The 17,790-nt window shown below is 60.5% G+C and carries 19 protein-coding genes; 8 read left to right on the top strand and 11 right to left on the bottom strand.

Annotated features, from left to right (window positions below; genetic code table 11):
- Positions 1 to 171 precede the first annotated feature (171 nt).
- Positions 172 to 1,107 (top strand): SDR family NAD(P)-dependent oxidoreductase, encoded by a 936-nt coding sequence (locus WFP06_RS04130; RefSeq protein ID WP_336985977.1) that lies wholly within the window; start codon positions 172 to 174, stop codon positions 1,105 to 1,107.
- Positions 1,108 to 1,267: 160 nt separating this feature from the next.
- On the opposite strand, the gene WFP06_RS04125 is transcribed toward WFP06_RS04130, so the two are convergent.
- The 6 genes from WFP06_RS04125 to WFP06_RS04100 all read right to left on the bottom strand — a co-directional run bounded on the left by WFP06_RS04125 (position 1,268) and on the right by WFP06_RS04100 (position 5,544).
- On the bottom strand, positions 1,268 to 2,086 hold the full coding sequence (locus WFP06_RS04125; RefSeq protein ID WP_336985976.1) for a TerC family protein: 819 nt from the start codon (positions 2,084 to 2,086) through the stop codon (positions 1,268 to 1,270).
- 71 nt (positions 2,087 to 2,157) lie between these two features.
- Complete coding sequence (locus tag WFP06_RS04120) at positions 2,158 to 2,439, bottom strand: hypothetical protein (RefSeq protein ID WP_336985975.1); 282 nt, start codon at positions 2,437 to 2,439, stop codon at positions 2,158 to 2,160.
- 104 nt (positions 2,440 to 2,543) lie between these two features.
- Positions 2,544 to 2,897 carry a DUF2794 domain-containing protein gene (locus WFP06_RS04115; RefSeq protein WP_336985974.1) on the bottom strand — a complete coding sequence of 118 codons (354 nt, stop codon included), beginning with the start codon at positions 2,895 to 2,897 and terminating at the stop codon, positions 2,544 to 2,546.
- A complete protein-coding gene (gene epsC / locus WFP06_RS04110; RefSeq protein ID WP_336985973.1) occupies positions 2,897 to 3,604 on the bottom strand; it encodes a serine O-acetyltransferase EpsC in 708 nt (235 codons plus the stop codon). Before epsC ends, WFP06_RS04115 begins: the two co-directional genes overlap by 1 nt.
- Before the next feature lie 42 nt (positions 3,605 to 3,646).
- The gene (locus tag WFP06_RS04105) at positions 3,647 to 4,252 is read right to left on the bottom strand and encodes a P-loop NTPase family protein (protein ID WP_336985972.1); all 606 of its coding nucleotides are present in this window, start codon (positions 4,250 to 4,252) and stop codon (positions 3,647 to 3,649) included.
- 2 nt (positions 4,253 to 4,254) lie between these two features.
- The gene (locus WFP06_RS04100; protein ID WP_336985971.1) at positions 4,255 to 5,544 is read right to left on the bottom strand and encodes a heavy-metal-associated domain-containing protein; all 1,290 of its coding nucleotides are present in this window, start codon (positions 5,542 to 5,544) and stop codon (positions 4,255 to 4,257) included.
- A gap of 68 nt (positions 5,545 to 5,612) precedes the next feature.
- Here WFP06_RS04100 and purM point away from each other — a divergent pair, with 68 nt between their 5' ends.
- From purM to WFP06_RS04085, 3 genes are read left to right on the top strand one after another with little or no spacing between them, the layout of a single operon-like run.
- Positions 5,613 to 6,719, top strand: a complete 1,107-nt coding sequence (gene purM / locus WFP06_RS04095; protein ID WP_336985970.1) for a phosphoribosylformylglycinamidine cyclo-ligase — start codon at positions 5,613 to 5,615, stop codon at positions 6,717 to 6,719.
- A complete protein-coding gene (purN, locus tag WFP06_RS04090) occupies positions 6,712 to 7,674 on the top strand; it encodes a phosphoribosylglycinamide formyltransferase (RefSeq protein WP_336985969.1) in 963 nt (320 codons plus the stop codon). Before purM ends, purN begins: the two co-directional genes overlap by 8 nt.
- Before the next feature lie 45 nt (positions 7,675 to 7,719).
- Positions 7,720 to 8,928 (top strand): sulfotransferase family protein, encoded by a 1,209-nt coding sequence (locus tag WFP06_RS04085; RefSeq protein ID WP_336985968.1) that lies wholly within the window; start codon positions 7,720 to 7,722, stop codon positions 8,926 to 8,928.
- Positions 8,929 to 9,000: 72 nt separating this feature from the next.
- On the opposite strand, the gene ndk is transcribed toward WFP06_RS04085, so the two are convergent.
- The 4 genes from ndk to WFP06_RS04065 form a co-directional block, all read right to left on the bottom strand.
- Positions 9,001 to 9,423 carry a nucleoside-diphosphate kinase gene (gene ndk / locus WFP06_RS04080; protein WP_336985967.1) on the bottom strand — a complete coding sequence of 141 codons (423 nt, stop codon included), beginning with the start codon at positions 9,421 to 9,423 and terminating at the stop codon, positions 9,001 to 9,003.
- Between the two features lie 90 nt (positions 9,424 to 9,513).
- The gene (locus WFP06_RS04075; RefSeq protein ID WP_336985966.1) at positions 9,514 to 9,951 is read right to left on the bottom strand and encodes a DNA polymerase III subunit chi; all 438 of its coding nucleotides are present in this window, start codon (positions 9,949 to 9,951) and stop codon (positions 9,514 to 9,516) included.
- Positions 9,948 to 10,109, bottom strand: a complete 162-nt coding sequence (locus WFP06_RS04070) for a DUF2256 domain-containing protein (RefSeq protein ID WP_336985965.1) — start codon at positions 10,107 to 10,109, stop codon at positions 9,948 to 9,950. The genes WFP06_RS04075 and WFP06_RS04070 overlap by 4 nt, the downstream gene beginning before the upstream one ends.
- A 9-nt stretch (positions 10,110 to 10,118) precedes the next feature.
- Complete coding sequence (locus tag WFP06_RS04065) at positions 10,119 to 11,576, bottom strand: leucyl aminopeptidase (protein WP_336985964.1); 1,458 nt, start codon at positions 11,574 to 11,576, stop codon at positions 10,119 to 10,121.
- Positions 11,577 to 11,680: 104 nt separating this feature from the next.
- On the opposite strand from WFP06_RS04065, the gene WFP06_RS04060 reads away from it, so the two are divergent.
- The 4 genes from WFP06_RS04060 to rsmA all read left to right on the top strand — a co-directional run bounded on the left by WFP06_RS04060 (position 11,681) and on the right by rsmA (position 17,329).
- On the top strand, positions 11,681 to 13,981 hold the full coding sequence (locus WFP06_RS04060; RefSeq protein WP_336985963.1) for an LPS-assembly protein LptD: 2,301 nt from the start codon (positions 11,681 to 11,683) through the stop codon (positions 13,979 to 13,981).
- A 171-nt stretch (positions 13,982 to 14,152) separates the two neighbouring features.
- Positions 14,153 to 15,505, top strand: a complete 1,353-nt coding sequence (locus WFP06_RS04055; protein ID WP_419716237.1) for a peptidylprolyl isomerase — start codon at positions 14,153 to 14,155, stop codon at positions 15,503 to 15,505.
- A 7-nt stretch (positions 15,506 to 15,512) separates the two neighbouring features.
- Positions 15,513 to 16,517 carry a 4-hydroxythreonine-4-phosphate dehydrogenase PdxA gene (pdxA, locus tag WFP06_RS04050; RefSeq protein WP_336985961.1) on the top strand — a complete coding sequence of 335 codons (1,005 nt, stop codon included), beginning with the start codon at positions 15,513 to 15,515 and terminating at the stop codon, positions 16,515 to 16,517.
- A complete protein-coding gene (gene rsmA / locus WFP06_RS04045; protein WP_336985960.1) occupies positions 16,514 to 17,329 on the top strand; it encodes a 16S rRNA (adenine(1518)-N(6)/adenine(1519)-N(6))-dimethyltransferase RsmA in 816 nt (271 codons plus the stop codon). Before pdxA ends, rsmA begins: the two co-directional genes overlap by 4 nt.
- 21 nt (positions 17,330 to 17,350) lie before the next feature.
- Here rsmA and WFP06_RS04040 read toward each other — a convergent pair whose 3' ends face one another.
- Complete coding sequence (locus WFP06_RS04040; protein ID WP_336985959.1) at positions 17,351 to 17,752, bottom strand: hypothetical protein; 402 nt, start codon at positions 17,750 to 17,752, stop codon at positions 17,351 to 17,353.
- Between the last annotated feature and the right edge of the window lie 38 nt (positions 17,753 to 17,790).

The following is a 17,790-nucleotide window of genomic DNA, read 5'->3' as shown; positions in this document are numbered from 1 at the left end:
AGCTATGTGACAAGCACGACTGCAACTGTCGCTACGGCATGCGAGCCTGCCCGTGCCGTTGTCGCAGCGCGGTTGAAAGCCCGCCGCAAACCTGCCATTTGCCGCAACAACTTGTGCCAACAACCGGCCTGGCAGGACAGAACGCCAGCGGCCTTCATACGGAGACTTTCTATGACCATTTCATTCAAGGACCGCGTTGCCATCGTTACGGGTGCAGGCGGCGGCTTGGGCCGCGAATATGCGCTTGAACTCGCACGCCGCGGCGCGAAGGTCGTGGTGAACGATCTGGGTGGTTCGCGCGATGGTACGGGCACATCCGATGCCTCCGCACAGGTCGTCGAAGAAATTGAAAAGGCCGGCGGCGAAGCGATCGCCAATGGCGCATCGGTCACCGAATATGACCAGATGGAAAAGATGGTTGCCGATGCCAAGCAGAAATGGGGCGGCGTGCACGTGCTGATCAACAATGCCGGCGTGCTGCGCGACAAGAGCTTCGCCAAGATGAGCCCGGAAGACTTCGAATTCGTCGTCCGCGTTCATCTGCTGGGCAGCGCCTATGCAACAAAGGCATGCTGGGAAACCTTCCGCGAGCAGGCCTATGGCCGCATCCTGATGACTTCCAGTTCCACCGGCCTGTTCGGCAATTTCGGTCAGGCCAATTACGGCGCGGCCAAGCTGGGCCTTGCCGGACTGACCAAGACGCTTCATCTCGAAGGTGCGAAATACAACATCAAATGCAACTCGCTATCGCCGGTTGCCGGCACGCGGATGACCGAAGACCTGTTCCCGCCCGAAGCATTCAAGTTGTTCTCGCCTGAAAACGTGGCACCCGCCGCACTCTTCCTTGTCAGCGAAGATGCCCCGTCCAACGCCATCGTCGGCGCGGGCGCAGGCGGCTTCCATTCGGCATGGGTCACGATGAACGATGCCGTATGGCTTAAAGAAGAAGACCGCACGGTCGAGGGCTTCGCCGCCAATTGGGACAAGATTTCGGAGCAGAGCAATCTGATCGCCCCGCAATCGGGCGCGGAACAATCGGGCGCAATCCTGAAGGCCATGCAGAAGGTTGTCGGTGAAGGCGGCGCGCCGTCCTCAGCCCGGGGTTAACCTTGCTGGACCTATCGCCGGCAAACCAGCCCTGACACATAGACCGCTCCTTCTGTAACTGCAGAAGGGGCGGTTTTCGTTTGGGGCAAGGGGCTGCGGACACGAACGACCGATAAAACTGCTCCGGTGTCCAGCATTGGGAGGGAAGCTGCCAGTCCGGTTACTCAGCCAAGATCAGGCTTGCTTCCCGTTTCTTTTTCATCCTCCGGTTTCGTTGCACCACATTGAGTATCTCCACCCCTACCGAAAAACCCATGGCGGCGTAGATATACCCTTTCGGAACATGGAAACCGAGACCGTCGGCGATCAACACGAGCCCGATCATGACCAGGAAGGCAAGCGCCAGCATGACCAGCGTGGGATTTTTTTCAATGAACTTGGCCAGCGGATCAGCGGCCAACATCATCACACCGACTGTGATAACCACGGCTGCCACCATGATGGGTATGTGATCTGTCATGCCCACTGCCGTCAGGATGGAATCGATTGAAAAGACCAGATCAATCGCAATGATCTGCACGATTACTGTGCCGAAGGTGGCGGTCGCTGCTGATGCGATTCCCGGGGTCTTGTCCAGCAATTCACCCGAATCATCTTCAGGCTCCATCGAATGGTGGATTTCTTTCGTTGCCTTCCAAAGAAGAAACAATCCCCCGGCCAGCAAGATCAGATCTCGCCCGGAAAAAGCGGTTTCGAAGCTGGCCGCGCCATACTCGTTCGGCGCACCCTCCAGGCCCAAATCGAATAGCGGGGTTTGCAACGTCACGATCCAGCCGATTACCATGAGCAGACCGATGCGCATCACAAGTGCCAGCGATAGCCCGATCCGCCGCGCTTTGGCTTGCTGATGGACCGGCAATTTGTTGGACAGGATCGCAATGAAAATGAGGTTGTCTATGCCGAGAACTATCTCGAGCGCGATGAGAGTCAGCAGGGCAAGCCAGGCTGCCGGGTCCGATAAAAGTTGAAGAATATCCATTCTGGCGCTGATGCCTCGCAACCAGCCAACAATCAATCAGACTTTTGGGCGAAGTTTGCGCCGCCCCCCGGTTACTCTGTCAAGGCCACCCCGACATCGATCGCGATAAATATCGCAACGGCGACAAATGCCGAATTCGCCAATTCTTTTCGCCCGCCAACATTGCTTACCCAGCGGTAGGCAATCGCACCTAAAGCAAGAATACCGGCCAGAACAACAATCAGCCACGTGTGCGCCGAACCGGGAAATGCAATCTGCGCGACGGCTGTGAGCAAAAAAAATGCGCCCCATATCTGAAGCGCGCCGACGCATGTTTCGACGCCCGATTTTGCGATTTTCGGCGGATTAGTCATTAAGCCTGGATTCCGTCAATACTGATCGTTCTGCTTTGTCAGGATTTCCGCAAAGTCAGTCAACGTTAAAGCCGTGAACTGGCAAAAATGCCTCGCGAGCAGCCCTAACCCTCGACCGCTTTTACCAGTCGCCGCTCCATCGGTGCCAGCACCCCGGCCAGTTCATGCCCGCGTTTCAGCACCTGGCCGTGTTCGCCAAACAGCGTCCACATACCTTGCTTGTTACGCAGTGACGGGCGCTTTTCCACCCGGGCCTGCGGTTTTTCCGCGGCGCGGCGAAAGGCACTAAAGCTGGCAAAATCCTTCGTGAAATCCATCGCATAATCGCGCCATTCGCCCGAGGCGACCATCCGGCCATAAAGGTCGAGAATTTTCTGTAGCTCGGCACGCTCGAATCCGACCTGCAACGCACCCTTTTGCGGAAACGGAATGACACGGCCGGCGGGGATTGCCGCCATCAGTCCTTGGTTCCGCTGCGCTTGCCATCCGTATCGGCGGGCGGCGGGATCTGCGCCATCCGCAAACCTTCAATCTCGGCCGACAGCTGCGCCAGCCGTTCTTCCAGCTCAACGACCTTGGCATTGCCCGGCTCGCACGGATCATCACACGGCGTGCCGTAAGGAATGAATTCGCGGATCCATGTTTCGACCGGCACCAGCGTAGAGCGGGCTTTCATGCCGACCATGGTTGCGCCTTCGGGCACATCGTCCGTCACCACGGCATTTGCGCCGATACGCGCCCGTTCCCCGACCGTTATCGGCCCCAGTATTTGCGCGCCCGAACCGACAATCACACCATCATTCAAAGTCGGATGCCGCTTGCCGGGGACACCGTTGGTCGGGTTGGTCCCGCCCAGCGTCACACACTGGTAAATCGTTACATCATTACCGATTTCGGCAGTTTCGCCGATCACGGTAAAACCGTGGTCGATAAACAGGCGGCGGCCGATCTTCGCGCCGGGATGAATATCGATCCCGGTCAGAAACCGGCTGAAATGGTTGACCAGCCGGGCAAGGAAATACAGCCTGCCGCCAAACAGCCAATGCGCGAAGCGGTGCAGACCCATGGCCCACACGCCCGGATACAGCATGATTTCCGCGCGGGACCGCGGGGCCGGATCGCGCGCCTGGATCGAGTCCAGATAAGTTGTCAAACGGCTAAACATAGAGCGATTCTTTCACCAAATGGCCGGCAAGGCAAGCCGCGGTCACAGTAGTTTTGGTTGGGCCGGGCCTTGCACCGCTTCCAATGCGTCACGCCAGACAGACATCGTGGCGGGCACTTTGCGTTCAAGGCTGATCCGGTCGATCGCCGCCACCAGCGATTCGATTGCGGAAAAACCGCGTTCCGCCCTGGGAGTGAGATAGGCGCGGGCACCATCACCCAGCGCCAGCCCGCGGTGGGCAGCATGCGCTTCGATCAGCGCGCCCACCATCTCGTCATCCGGCACGCTGATCGACAGGTGTAACGCAGCCCCCAGCCGCGAACGCAGGTCCGGCAGCGCAACTTGCCAGCTCTCGTCACGCGTGGTCAGCAGCAGCGGCACACCGTCCTGCTGCGTGCGGTTCCAGCGATGGAACAGAACATCTTCCGCCAGATGGTCGGCATCGTCGATCACATCGCCGCCATTTGCCGCAAACCACCGCGCCAGCAACGATTTGCCCGAACGGGACGGTCCGGTAAGGATTGCGGTCCGGTAAGGCCAGCCATCAGGCTGTGCCAAAGCCTCTACTGCAGCCTGATTGGCGGAACCCACCACGATACTTTCGGGATGTGCGTCTCCCTTGGCCAGCGGCAGGGCGATCTGGCCCATAATCAGCGACTTATGCCGAGGCCGGTAGTGCCTTCATTCACTGCAAATCCGCGCGCGCGCAGCGCCGCGGCCAGTTCCGGTAACGTCCCGGAATAGCTTACCCGCATCACCGATGTGCCGCCAATTGCAATCGAACTGGTGGCGGCGCCGCGCACACCCGGCGTGCCCCGCACCCCGGCAAGATTGGCATCGACGGCGGCCGCGTCAGGTGTCGCAAACTGCACCACATATGCGCTCACGGCGGATGCGGTCGGTGTCGGGGTGGGCGCAGGTGTTTCGCTGCCGGGCGTTACCACGCTATCGCTGGTGCGGGTCCTCGCGGTACCGGCATTGTCCTGACGCTGGATCTGGCGGCCAAGTTCGATCAGCCGCGCAATGGCCGGATCAGCGCCGATGGATACCTGATTGAGCGTCGGGTCAGGCTTGAGCACGCCTTCTGCCAGCGCTTCGGCAAAAATACCGTCAAACATTCCGCGCGCCTTCACCAGCATGGCTGGCAGCGCTTCTTCGTTGGCCGCTTGCAAGGTAAAGCTGTCGAGATAGCGGTTATCAGGCCCATATCGCGCCGTGAAAGTTCCCTTGACCGGTCCGCCGGGCCACTGCCGTTCGAGATGGGCAACGGGGATCAGCACGTCGGCCGCATCGAACTGTTCGAGAATGTTGCGCCACCATGTCCGGCTGCGTCTGCCGACCTGCCCCGCTGTCAGCAGCAGCGATTCGCCGCCCGAACCCGAAGGACGGACGTAATCGATGGAACTGCCGCCCGCCTGATATTCCGCCCACACCTTCTGCCACGGGTTGCGCGTCTCGAACATGGTCGATGCGCCGCCCGCTTCGAATACCGGCAGCAGCAACATCGGGGCGGACCGTTCGCGCCGGCCCGACGTACCCAGCATACGCCCTGCCCGCTTGCTGTCGAAAACGACTCCCAGCGTGGCGATATAGCGGCGCGGCCCGATCCGTTCTTTTTCTATGACAATGGCCGAAACCATCGATTCGAGTTGGCTATCACTGATTTCGGGGCCGCCCAGTTTCTTCCAGCCGGCCCGCTGCGCTTCCATCCAGCCGGTTTGCCGCGCGTCTTCCGAGTTTTTCCCGCCGGCATCCACTTCGATTCCGCCAACCTCGATATCGGCAGTGATAGCGAGCGGCGCGATTCCGCGCTCTCCGGCGACTTGTGCCACCAGCGATTGCCACGCAAACACGGCGCCCACGGCCAGCAAAATTGCGACCAGCAAAGCCGGAATGTGGCGGCGCATCGGATGCGTGGCGGGGTGAAATGTCATCGTCATGGGGAAAACGCTCCGCCTTTTGCCCAAAGGAGCGTGGAATTCCAAGCGCGAAAGCGTAAGAGCGGCAGATGAGTTCAAATAATCCTCCGCCCGAACGCTACACTTACGAGAGTGCAGGAGTGTCGATAGCAGCCGGCAACGCATTGGTAAAAGCGATCGGGCCGCTTGCCAAATCGACCGCGCGGCCCGGTGCAACTTCGGAACTGGGCGGCTTTGGCGGCTTTTTCGATCCCAGGGCTGCGGGCTACAAGGATCCGCTGCTGGTGGCCGCGAACGACGGGGTTGGCACCAAACTGAAACTGGCGATCGAACATGACCGGCATGACACGGTCGGCATCGATCTGGTGGCGATGTGCGTCAACGATTTGATCGTTCAGGGCGCCGAACCGCTGTTTTTTCTGGACTATTTCGCAACTGGCGCACTGGATAACGGCGTGGCCGAGCGGGTTGTCGCGGGGATTGCCGATGGCTGTCTGCAATCGGGCTGCGCGCTGATCGGCGGGGAAACGGCCGAGATGCCGGGCATGTATAGTGAGGGCGATTATGACCTCGCCGGATTTTGCGTGGGTGCTGTCGAACGCGGCGAGCAATTGACCGGCGACAAGGTTGCGCCGGGCCATGTCCTGCTGGGTCTGGCCAGCTCGGGGGTGCATTCCAACGGATATTCGCTGGTCAGACGATTGGCAGACGACAAAGGCTGGCGGCTCGGCCGTCCCGCGCTGTTCGATGCCGACAAACTGCTGATCGACCATCTCATCGAACCGACTCGCATTTATGTAAAGCTGCTACTGCCCGCGATCCGCGCCGGTCTGGTCGATGCGCTGGCGCATATTACAGGCGGGGGCTTGCTGGAGAATATCCCGCGCATCCTTCCTGCCGGTGCCCACGCGGTAGTGGAGGCCGACAAGTGGGAGCAGCCGCGACTTATGGCGTTTCTGCAAGGACAGGGAAATATCGAGCCGGAAGAAATGTCGCGGACCTTCAATTGCGGTGTCGGCATGGTGCTCGCGGTGCACCCCGACAACGTTGCCGAACTGACCGCCATGCTGGCGCGAAGCGGCGAAACGGCAATGCCGATTGGCACAATCGAAGCCGGCGACAAGGGCTGCACCGTAACCGGTTCATCAGGCACTTGGTCGGCCAAATCCGACTGGAAAGCCACGCATCTTGGCTGAGCGTGCAAGGGTTGCGGTGATGGTTTCGGGAGCCGGGACCAACATGGCTGCCCTGCTCTATGCCAGCCGGCAACCCGGTGCGATGTACGAAATAGTGCTGGTCGCCAGCAATGATCCTTCTGCGGGCGCAATCGCCCTCGCAAAGGCCGAAGGCACGGCGACTTTCGCCTTGTCGCACAAAGGCATGGACAGGTCCGGCCATGATGCCGCCATGAACGCCGCCATCCGCAAATCGGGCGCCACGCATATCGCGCTGGCGGGATATATGCGCGTGCTGGGCGGTGATTTTGTCCGCGAGTGGGAGGGCCGGATGCTGAACATTCATCCGTCATTGCTGCCCAGATATCGCGGGCTGGAAACGCACCGGCGTGCCATCGAAGCGGGCGACAGCCACGGCGGTGCATCGGTGCATCTAGTGACCGGAGAACTGGATGCCGGAGAAGTTCTGGGACAGGCCGAAGTGGTGATTATGGCGGATGATACGGCGGGCTCGCTCGCCGCGCGCGTGAAAATCGCCGAACACCAGCTCTACCCGCGCGTGCTGAATGAATATGCCGGGCGACCTTACAATGCGGAATGGCTGCTCGGGCGGGTGCGCGCTTTGGCACTGGCGATGCCCGAGGCGGAAGAACGCGAATCGCACGGTGCGCCGGGCTGGCGAAGCGGCGGCAAGTCGGGCAAATATTTTGCCCATTTCAGCGATCGCCACCACGGCGAAAATACGATCGCCTTACTGGTAAAAACCGACGGCCCTGACGAACTGGCAGCGCTGGTCGAACGCGATCCCGAAACCTATTACAAACCGGCCTATTACGGCGCTGCCGGATGGGCGGGGATCAGGCTGGACCGGGCCGATTGCGATTGGCGCCACGTCCAGGAATGGCTTGAACGCAGCTGGCAATCGGTCGCCCCCAGACGTCTGGCAAATCTGCGCAATGCTGCGGACGCGTTTTGACACGGCGCGCGGCACGTTCTGTCCGGTTTAGCGGGTAAGGCGAGGATGCCCGTACCACCCCGCCCCCATCCGCTCGCGCGCGCGCCGCTGGTCGAAAAGATCAATCGCTGGCTCAGCCGCGCATGGGACAAGGGCGTGCTGGACCGCCTCGTGCTTACTCCCGAAGCATTGCGGGACCATGTCATGAAAAGCGCCGGCGACACATCGGGCGAACAAGGGTGCCGCAGCGCGGAAGACGATGCCGATTTTTCGCTGCGGCTCGAGCAGATATGCGCCGCTCTGGAAAACGAAGCCCGGCTTAATCCGCTGGGCCGCGCCATGGCGCACGGGCAGCTCACCCGCGCCATCCGGCACCGGTTACAGCTTGGATCCTTATGGGATCGGCAGCGCGAAATCGCGCAGACAAAGCTGGCCCCGCCGATCCTAGTGGTGGGTCAGATGCGGTCAGGCACGACCCGGCTGCACCGTTTGCTGGCGGCAGATCCGGCCCATTGCGCCACGCGGTTTTGCGACAGTTGGCATCCGGTGCCGCAGACATTTGACATGCGGCCGGTCTGGGCGGGACTGGCGCTGTTCTGGGCGCGCAAGCTTGATCCGTGGATCGATGCGCTTCACCCGTTTGGCGCGGCGCGTGCGGACGAGGAATTGGGCTGGCTGGCATCTGCGCTCGATCATAGTGCCTATGAAGCGCAGTGGCATATCCCGTCCTACGTTACATTCAGCGAAGCGCGCGATGCAGCCCCGATATACCGCGAATTTGCCCGTATTCTGGCGACCGATGCCGCACATCACGGCAACGCCCACCAACCGCGGGTTATGAAAGTCCCCCAGTTTGCGGAAGATCTCGGCGCGCTGCTCGGCCGGTTTCCCGATGCCCGCGTGGTTGTTTCGCGCCGCGCCGCCGATGAAACGGTCCGCAGCGCAGCATCGCTGGTCGCCAACCAGATGACGATGCAGTCGGATCATGTGGATCTGGCCGATATCACTCGCGAGTGGGAGCGAAAGGCCGCGCTGCGTGACGCCAGAACCGAGGCTGCTTTGGCGCGGTTCGGCGGTCCGGTTGCCGAAGTGGAATTCGGCCGGTTGAGCGAAGACTGGGAGGGCGAAATCGGCAAGGTATATGCCGCGCTGGACCTGCCGCTTACAAACCCGGCAATGCGCGCAATGCAGGCTGAACAGGAACGTGCCGCGCGCATGGATCATGCCGACCATGCACGGCAAATGGCCGGATTCGACCAGACCGACACGGGCTAGTGCGAAGGCCTCCAGACACAAAAAGGGCCGCAATCGCTTGCGGCCCGATTTATCTGATCCGGGCGAACCCGGTTAGCCGACGATTTCATCATCGTTGAAGAAATAAGCGATTTCGATGGCGGCGTTTTCATCGCTGTCGCTGCCGTGGACCGAATTGGCTTCGATGCTTTCGGCCACTTCCTTGCGGATCGTGCCGGGTGCTGCGTCGGCAGGGTTGGTGGCGCCCATGATGTCGCGGTTGCGCTGCATCGCGTTTTCGCCTTCGAGCACCTGGACGACGACCGGACCGCTGATCATGAAATCAACCAGTTCGCCGAAGAAAGGGCGTTCCTTGTGAACCGCGTAAAAGCCTTCGGCCTGTTCACGGCTCATCTGGATCCGCTTTGACGCCACGACGCGCAGGCCGGCATCTTCCAGCATCTGGGTGACTTTGCCGGTCAGGTTGCGCCTGGTAACGTCGGGTTTGATAATCGAAAAAGTGCGGGTAGCCGCCATGGTATTTTCCTTGGATGTCTTGAAACAGAATATGTCGGGCGCGCCCCTAGCTTGGAACGGCAGGTTGGGCAAGCCAATGCGCTTGCCGCGTCATGCAACCTTTACCCATTTGCCGTCATCCTGACGCATGAAGCTGCGCTCCAATCCCTCCGCCCCGTCAAGCGAGCGCCATGTGGCGCGGGCATCTTCGAGCCTATCCTCGCCAAACAGCAGGAAACTGCGGTCGAACTCCGCAGCGCCGCTGCGCCATTCGCCATCGGCAAACACGACGTGCGAGGCATGGTTGATGTTGGTGCAATCCGGCGCCAGCAGGATCGGTTGGTGCTGCGCGCCTGCCGCATCGGCGCGGCCATTGGCGAGAAATTCCCCAGGCGCGGTTTCCCAAAGCAGTTTTCCGATCCGGTCCAACTGGTCGCTGTCTTTCGCAACGACCAGCAGCCGCTCGCCTGATGCACGGACTTTTCGCGCGATCATCACCGCGACCTGTTCCGCAGGATCACGGCTGAGCTGCCAGAAATCGACTTTCATTCCGGCTTACCTCCCGCGCTTTTGTTACGTCTGCACCGCTCCGAACAGAATTTGACGCTATCCCAATCGCGCGCCCATTTCCTGCGCCAGTTGAAAGGCAGGCCGCATGCGGCACAGTCCTTCGAAGGAAGATCTGCCTTTTGCCGCATCCGGCCCATTGTTTCGGGTCAACTTTCGAGCACGTCGCGAACATAACGGTCGAGCAAACGCACGCCGAAGCCCGATGCGCCCTTGTCCCACGTCGCCCCCGGTTTATCGGTCCATACGGTTCCGGCAATATCGAGATGCGCCCAGGGTGTTCCCTTTTTGATAAAGCGGTGCAGGAACTGCGCAGCAGTGATCGACCCCGCGCCGCGCGGTCCGACATTGCGGATATCGGCAATCGGGCTGTCGATCAGTTTGTCATAAGCAGGACCGATCGGCATCCGCCACAGCTTGTCGCCGGTCGCCTTGCCCGCCGCAGTCAGTTTTTCGGACAAATCATCATCGTTTGAAAAACAGCCCGCATGTTCATGGCCCAGCGAAATGATGATCGCGCCGGTCAGTGTCGCCAGATCGATCACCGCAGCCGGTTCATAGGTCTTTTGCGTCCAGCACAGGGCATCGCAAAGCACCAGCCGCCCTTCAGCGTCGGTATTGATGACTTCGATGGTCTGGCCGTCCATGGATTTGACCACATCGCCGGGGCGCTGGGCATTACCGTCAGGCATATTTTCGACCAGGCCTACCACGCCTATAATATCGGCCCTGGCCTTGCGGCCGGCCAGCGCGAGCATCGTGCCCGCCACTGCCGCCGCACCGCCCATGTCGAATTTCATGTCTTCCATGCCCGGGCCCGGCTTGATCGAAATCCCGCCAGTATCGAAGGTCACACCCTTGCCGACAAATGCGGTTGGCTTGGCGGCGGATGTCACGCCCTTCCAGCGCATCGCGAGAATTTTGGAATCCTTGCGCGAGCCTTGTCCCACACCGAGCAATGCGCCCATGCCAAGCTGCTCCATCTCGGCTTCCTCGAGGATCACGAATTCGACACCCATCCCGTCCATCCGCTGCTGGCAGCGTTCGACGAAACTGGCCGGATAGATGACATTGGCCGGTTCGGTGACAAGTTCGCGGGTAAATTCGACGCCCGCCGCAACCGCGGCAGCATCAGCCCAGCTTGCATCCGTGCCGCCGGGCGCACCGACAACCGTGAAGCTGGTCAGCGTTTTCTTCTGTTCGACCTTTTGCGTGGTCCGGTACTGGTCCATCCGCCATCCGCGCAGACGCGCGCCAAGCAGCAAAGCAGCAGCATTTTCGGCGGTCAGCCCGCTGCCGCCCAGATCGATCGCCAATGCCGTTTCGCCCGAAGTCAGAAACCTGGTGGTCAGTGCCGCACCCGCCTTTTCCAGATTGGCCGTAAGGTCGGCCGAATCGCGGGTTCCCACGCCAACCAGCGCATTGCGGCGGCTTTTGCCATCGGAATTATCCCAATATTCGAACACCTGTCCGGGCTTGCCGTCGAACCGGCTGGCCTTCGCGCCATCTGCCAGATATTGCGGCATGTCGGGCAGCGAATCCTTCCAGACGGGGCGTGCAACCAAGGTGATATCGGCAGGGACGGTGTCGGAAAAATCGATCTGCATGAAAACTCCGTTTCGGGTTCATATGTGGCCGCACTGCGATGCTTGTTTGCCGCCATGTTGTTCGTGGCATTGCAGTTAGGTGCGCGCGGTGCGATAGGCAAGCCATGCTCCCCGCCCCGCAGTATATGTTGCAAGCCCCCGGACACCGCTTGCGAGGCACTTTGTCGGCCAGTGCCTTAATGGCATTGGGAATTCTGGCTTTGCCGCAATCCCTGTCTGCGCAAGACGGCGCTGCGCCCTCTGTGCCTGACGAACTGCGCGCCGCACCGGCAATTCCCGGCGCGGAACTGACCACTACCGATGGCCGCACGATCGCTTTCGAAGCCGACGAGCTGGCGTTCGATTCGGAGCGTGATGTAGTGACCGCTTCGGGCGATGTTATCTTGCAGCGCGGGGATCAATCGGTACGCGCCAATACCGTGCGCTGGGACCGCCAGAGCGGTGTCATCATGGCGACGGGTAATGTCCGGTTTGTCGATCAGGACGGCAATCAGCTGTTTACCGAAAGCCTCGAGCTGACCGACGAGCTGAAAGCAGGCGCAATGCAGGATCTGCTGCTTGCCATGCGTGAGGGCGGCAGACTGGCCGCAAGGTCCGGCATCCGCGATCAGGATGGCAGCGTCCAGTTGACGGACGCAGCCTATTCCGCCTGCGCTGTGCAGGACAAGAACGGCTGCGCCAAAGCGCCAAGCTGGCGAATCACTGCTGACCGCGTCAATTACGACCCCGATTCGAACAGGATCCGCTTCACCGGCGCTTATCTGGAGATTTTCGGAGCGCGCCTGCTCCCGCTGCCCGGTCTGTCGGTTCGCACCGACGGGCGCGCCGTGTCCGGCCTGACGGTTCCCGGACTGAGGATTTCCGAATCCAACGGCGTGGAAATCAACGGCGGATATTATTTCAAGCTGGCCGATAACCGCGATCTGGAACTGGGCGCGCGGATATTTACCGATACCGCCCCTCTGCTGGAGGGTACCTACCGTGAACTGAGCGACAATGGTGCCCTGCAAATCACCGGCTATGCGACGCGCAGCCAGACCCGCTCGCAAATTTCCGGGCTTGAAGAAGGCAACGCCGAGTTTCGCGGCTATCTGGGCGTCAACAGCAAGTTCCAGTTCAACCCCGAATGGAGCCTGACAACTTCGGCGCGTTTCGCCAGCGACCGGACCTTCCTGCGCCGCTACGATATCAGCCGCGATGACCGGCTGCGCAATATGATCGATCTGGAACGGATCGACGATCAATCCTATCTTTCGATTGCCGGTTGGGCGACGCAGACATTGCGTGCCGGCGATCCGCAATCATCCGAACCCATTGCGCTGCCGCTGATCGATTATCGCCGCCGTCTGTCCGATCCATTGCTTGGCGGCAGAGTGGAATTGCAGGCCAATTCGCTCAACATCGTTCGTCCCGAAGGGCAGGATACGCAGCGCGCCTTTGCCGGCGCACGCTGGGATATGCGCCGGCTTACGAGCGGGGGGCAGGAAGTTACCTTTACCGCTCTCGCGCGCGGCGATGTCTATCATTCCAACGACAATGCCAGAACGCAAACCGCGATTTATGCCGGTAACGAAGGCTGGGAACACCGGCTGATCGGGCTTGGCGCGATCGACGTGAAATGGCCATTTGTGGGTGAGGCATTTGGCGGAACCCAGGTGTTCACGCCGCGCCTGCAACTGATCGCCTCGCCGCAGATCAAAAATCTGGCAATCCCCAACGAGGATGCGCGCGCGGTCGATCTGGAGGATAGCAACCTTTTCGCACTCAACCGGTTTCCCGGCTATGACCGGGTCGAGGACGGTGTGCGCCTTACCTACGGGCTGGACTGGCAGCTGACCCGGCCCGGATTGCGGATAAAAACAACTGTGGGGCAATCGTACCGCCTGAACGACGTGCGTGAATTGCTGCCCGACGGGACGGGATTGTCCGACCGGGTTTCGGATTTTGTCGGCCGGACAGAAGTGCGTTACAACGACTTCGTCTCGCTGACGCACAGGTTCCGGCTGGACAAGGACAATCTGGCAGTCCGCCGGAACGAATTCGATCTGACTGTCGGATCCAGAAAAACCTATCTCGAACTGGGTTATCTGCGGCTCAACCGTGATATCGACAATTTCGAGGATTTGCAGGACCGCGAAGAATTGCGCGCCGCGGGACGGGTCAAATTTGCACGCTTTTTCTCGGTCTTCGGTTCCGCCATCGTCAATCTGACCGACCGCGAGGAAGATCCCTCCTTCACATCCGACGGATTCGAACCGCTGCGCACGCGGCTGGGCGTGGCTTATAATGACGACTGCCTCGAAATGGGTCTGACCTGGCGGCGCGATTACGCTGAACTGGGCGATGCAAGGCGCGGCAACACGTTCCAGATATTCTTCGCGCTGAACAATCTGGGCGTCAGATAGACAGCGAATGCTTGCCCCGATACGCAGCAACCGATTGGCAGCGGGCCGGACATACGCTATCCGCGCGAACGCTCAGCCAAGGTTCAGCCGCCGCGGTGCAATTGGTCCGCAACGTTACTCTGGCGCCTAAGCTGCGCTGCAATCAGGATTTTTCGTGTGATCGGGTTCGATATGTTGAAGGCTTCCATTTCCAAACGCGCGCTGTTTATCGCGGCAAGTGCTTCCGCTTTGGCCGCAATTTCAGCGGTCCCGGCCAATTCGCAGGGGATTAGCTCGGGTCAGACCACGCTCGACATTCCTGCGGATGTGAAGCTGTTGGGATCCAGCGATCCCTACAACCGCAAGGCAACCGCTGTGGTTAACGGACAAATCATCACCGGTACCGATGTTGACCAGCGCGTTGCGCTGATTGTGGCCGCCAGCGATAACGAAGTCGGTCCCGAGGAAATGAAGCGGCTGCGGTTGCAGGTTCTGGATAATCTGATCGACGAAACGTTGCAGATCCAGGAGGCCAGGGCGCAGGACATCACGATCGCCGCTGCCGATCTGGACCAGAGCTATGCGCGGCTTGCGGCGCAGAATTTTCCGCAAAATCCCGGTTCGATGGAAAACTACCTCGAACAGATCGGTTCGTCGCCCACATCTTTGCGCCGCCAGATCGAAGCTGAATTGGCCTGGCAGCAGCTGCTGGGCAGCACGATCAGCCCGTTTATCAATGTGGCCGATGAAGAAGTGAACGAGTTGATGGCCCGGCTGGAGGCATCACGCGGCACAGAAGAATTCCGTGTCGGCGAGATCTATCTCTCCTCCACTACCGAAACCCGTGAGGCCGTCTCGCAAAATGCCAACCGGATTATCGAACAATTGAAGCAGGGCGGCAGCTTCGTGGCCTATGCACGCCAATTTTCAGAAGCATCATCGGCAGTTGTCGGCGGCGATCTGGGCTGGCTGCGCCTGCCGCAGCTTCCGGCAGAACTCGCGATCGAGCTTGGCACCATGAACCCGGGTCAACTGGCCGGCCCAATCGCAAATTCAGGCGGGCTTTCGATCATTTATCTGATCGACAAACGTCAGGTACTGATGGCCGATCCGCGCGATTCGCTGCTTAGCCTGAAGCAAATTTCGATCCAGATCGATCCGACCAAAGGCGAAGCGGACGCGCAGCGACGCGTTGCCGAATTTACGCAAGCGGTCAGCGAGATACCCGGCTGTGGCGGCGCGGAAACCGCTGCCGCTGCAATGGGCGCCGAAATCGTGACTAACGATCAGGTCCAGGTTCGGGCCCTGCCCGAGCAATTGCAGAATGCCATGCTGCAATTGCAGATCGGCCAGACCACCCCGCCATTCGGATCGGTCGAGGAAGGCATTCGCGTCCTGATGCTTTGCGGGCGTGATGCGCCGCAAACGGCGACCGGCCCCAGTTTCGACCAGCTGATGAACCAGCTCGAACAGGACCGGATTTCCAAGCGTGCACAGCGTTACCTGCGCGATCTGCGCAATGACGCTTTGATCCGTTACAATTGATCCGGCCATGACCCCCGCTCCGCTGGCGATTTCGCTTGGCGATCCGGCGGGGATTGGCCCCGAATTGCTGTGCCGCGCCTGGCTTGCGCGTGATGCGCAGCAACTGCTGCCCTTTTTCGTGGTTGGCGGCGCCGGCGTTCTGGCCGCTGCGGCCAGGGCTTGCGGGCTGGATGTACCGGTCAACCCGGTGTCCGATCCGGCTGATGCCGCCACGGCATTTGCCGGTGGTTTGCCCGTGTTGGGCGATCTGGACGGCGATTACCGACCCGGCCAACCCTGCCCTGCGGGCGCGGCACTGGCTCTGCGGTCGCTCGAACACGCGGCCGAACTTGCCGTATCTGGCACCGCAGCGGGCGTGGTCACTGCGCCGGTCAGCAAAGCGCGGCTGGCCGAAGCCGGCTTTGCGCATCCCGGACAAACCGAATTCATGGCGCACCAGTGCGGCAGGCCGGTTTGCGACGCGGTCATGATGCTAGCGGGCCCGAACCTGCGAACAGTGCCGGTCACCGTGCATTGCGCCTTGTCGCGGGTTTCCGCATTGCTGACTGCCGAACTGGTTGAAACGCGCACCCGCACCGTGTTCGAAGCGTTGCAGCGCGACTTCGGGATCGGCGAGCCGCGTATTGCCATCGCCGCGCTGAACCCGCACGCCAGCGAAGAGGGCGCATTTGGCAATGAAGAACGCACAATTATCGAACCTGCGATAGCAGCGCTGCACGGCGCCGGTATCATGGTGACAGGACCGCATCCCTCAGATGCGCTGTTTGCCCCGCGCGCCCGCAAAACTTACGACGCCGCGATCTGCATGTATCACGATCAGGCACTTATCCCGCTGAAGGCGCTGGATTTCGATGCGGGGGTCAACGTCACGCTGGGCCTGCCGATTGTCCGCACATCGCCCGACCACGGCACCGCGTTCGGCATTGCGGGCAAAGGTCTTGCCGATCCTGGTGCAACCATCGCCGCGCTGAAAATGGCGGGCGAAATCGTCACCCGGCGCAGAACCGCGTGACGCTGCCCCCGTTACGCGAGGTAATCGCGCGGCATGATCTCAAAGCCGCCAAATCGCTGGGCCAGAATTTCCTGTTCGACGAACAATTGCTGGACCGTATCGCTGCCATACCCGGCGATCTGGATGACCATGCGGTGCTCGAAATCGGCCCCGGCCCCGGCGGGTTGACCCGCGCCCTGCTACGCGCCGGGGCGCGCGTGACCGCGATCGAGCGTGACGCGCGCTGTTTGCCCGCGCTTGCCGAAATACAGGATGCATTCCCCGGCAAACTGACGGTGATCGAGGGTGATGCGCTGAAAATCGACCATGAAAGCCTGTTTGACGAGCCCTATGCCATCGTAGCCAACCTGCCGTATAATATCGGCACCGCGCTGTTCACCGGCTGGCTTGGCGGCGAAGAATGGCCGCCTGAATGGACATCGCTGACACTGATGTTCCAGCAGGAAGTCGCCCAGCGGATCGTCGGTTCGGCATACGGCAAGGCCTATGGCCGCCTAGCCATTCTGGCGCAGTGGCGCAGCAGCGCGAAACTGGCGATGAAAGTCCACCGCAGCGCCTTTACCCCGCCGCCCAAGGTGCAAAGCGCCATCGTCCACATCGAACCATCCGCCATGCCGGCGGGCGTTTCGGCCAAAGTGGTCGAACGGATCACTGCCGCCGCCTTTGGTCAGCGGCGCAAGATGCTGCGCCAGAGCCTGAAGGGAATGCCGGGTGCGCTGGATGCATTGGAAACGCTGGGTATCGACCCGCAGCGGCGAGCGGAAACGCTGACGATTGACGAATTTGTCGCAATTGCGCGGGTGCTTGATTGACCCTGCGGCGCTGCTGCGTATCTATGCCGGTGTTTTCGGCGCTTTTAGAAACACATATGCGAAAAACAGCATGAACATGAAATCGTTGGCACCATAGATTGTATAAAACACCCCGGCGAGAAAATCCTGCTCATAGACTGCGCCCAGTGATTGACCGGATATGAAAACCAGCCACGCAATCACATAAGCCAGCTTCTCGATCACGAACACGCCAACCAGCCACCGGACGTGGACGTAGTTTTTGCAAACCGCGATGTAAGCCAGCCCCCATAAAATGATCCCGATCAGGCCGAACAACCCCATCACGGCAGGCTGGGTTGTCATCATCACTTCACTGGTGAGTAACCTGGAGCAAACAAGCACACCAAGAATGTTGCTGAGCCCGGCAAAAATGAACCCCTTCCGGATGAGATTATCGGTCATTGCGGGTTCACCTCGAATTGATGGAAGATCAGACACAG

The organism is Altererythrobacter aquiaggeris, from assembly GCF_037154015.1.
Lineage (GTDB): Bacteria > Pseudomonadota > Alphaproteobacteria > Sphingomonadales > Sphingomonadaceae > Aestuarierythrobacter > Aestuarierythrobacter aquiaggeris.
The sequence above is the reverse complement of the archived record's forward strand: the minus strand, read 5'-3'. Positions and strand labels throughout refer to the sequence as shown.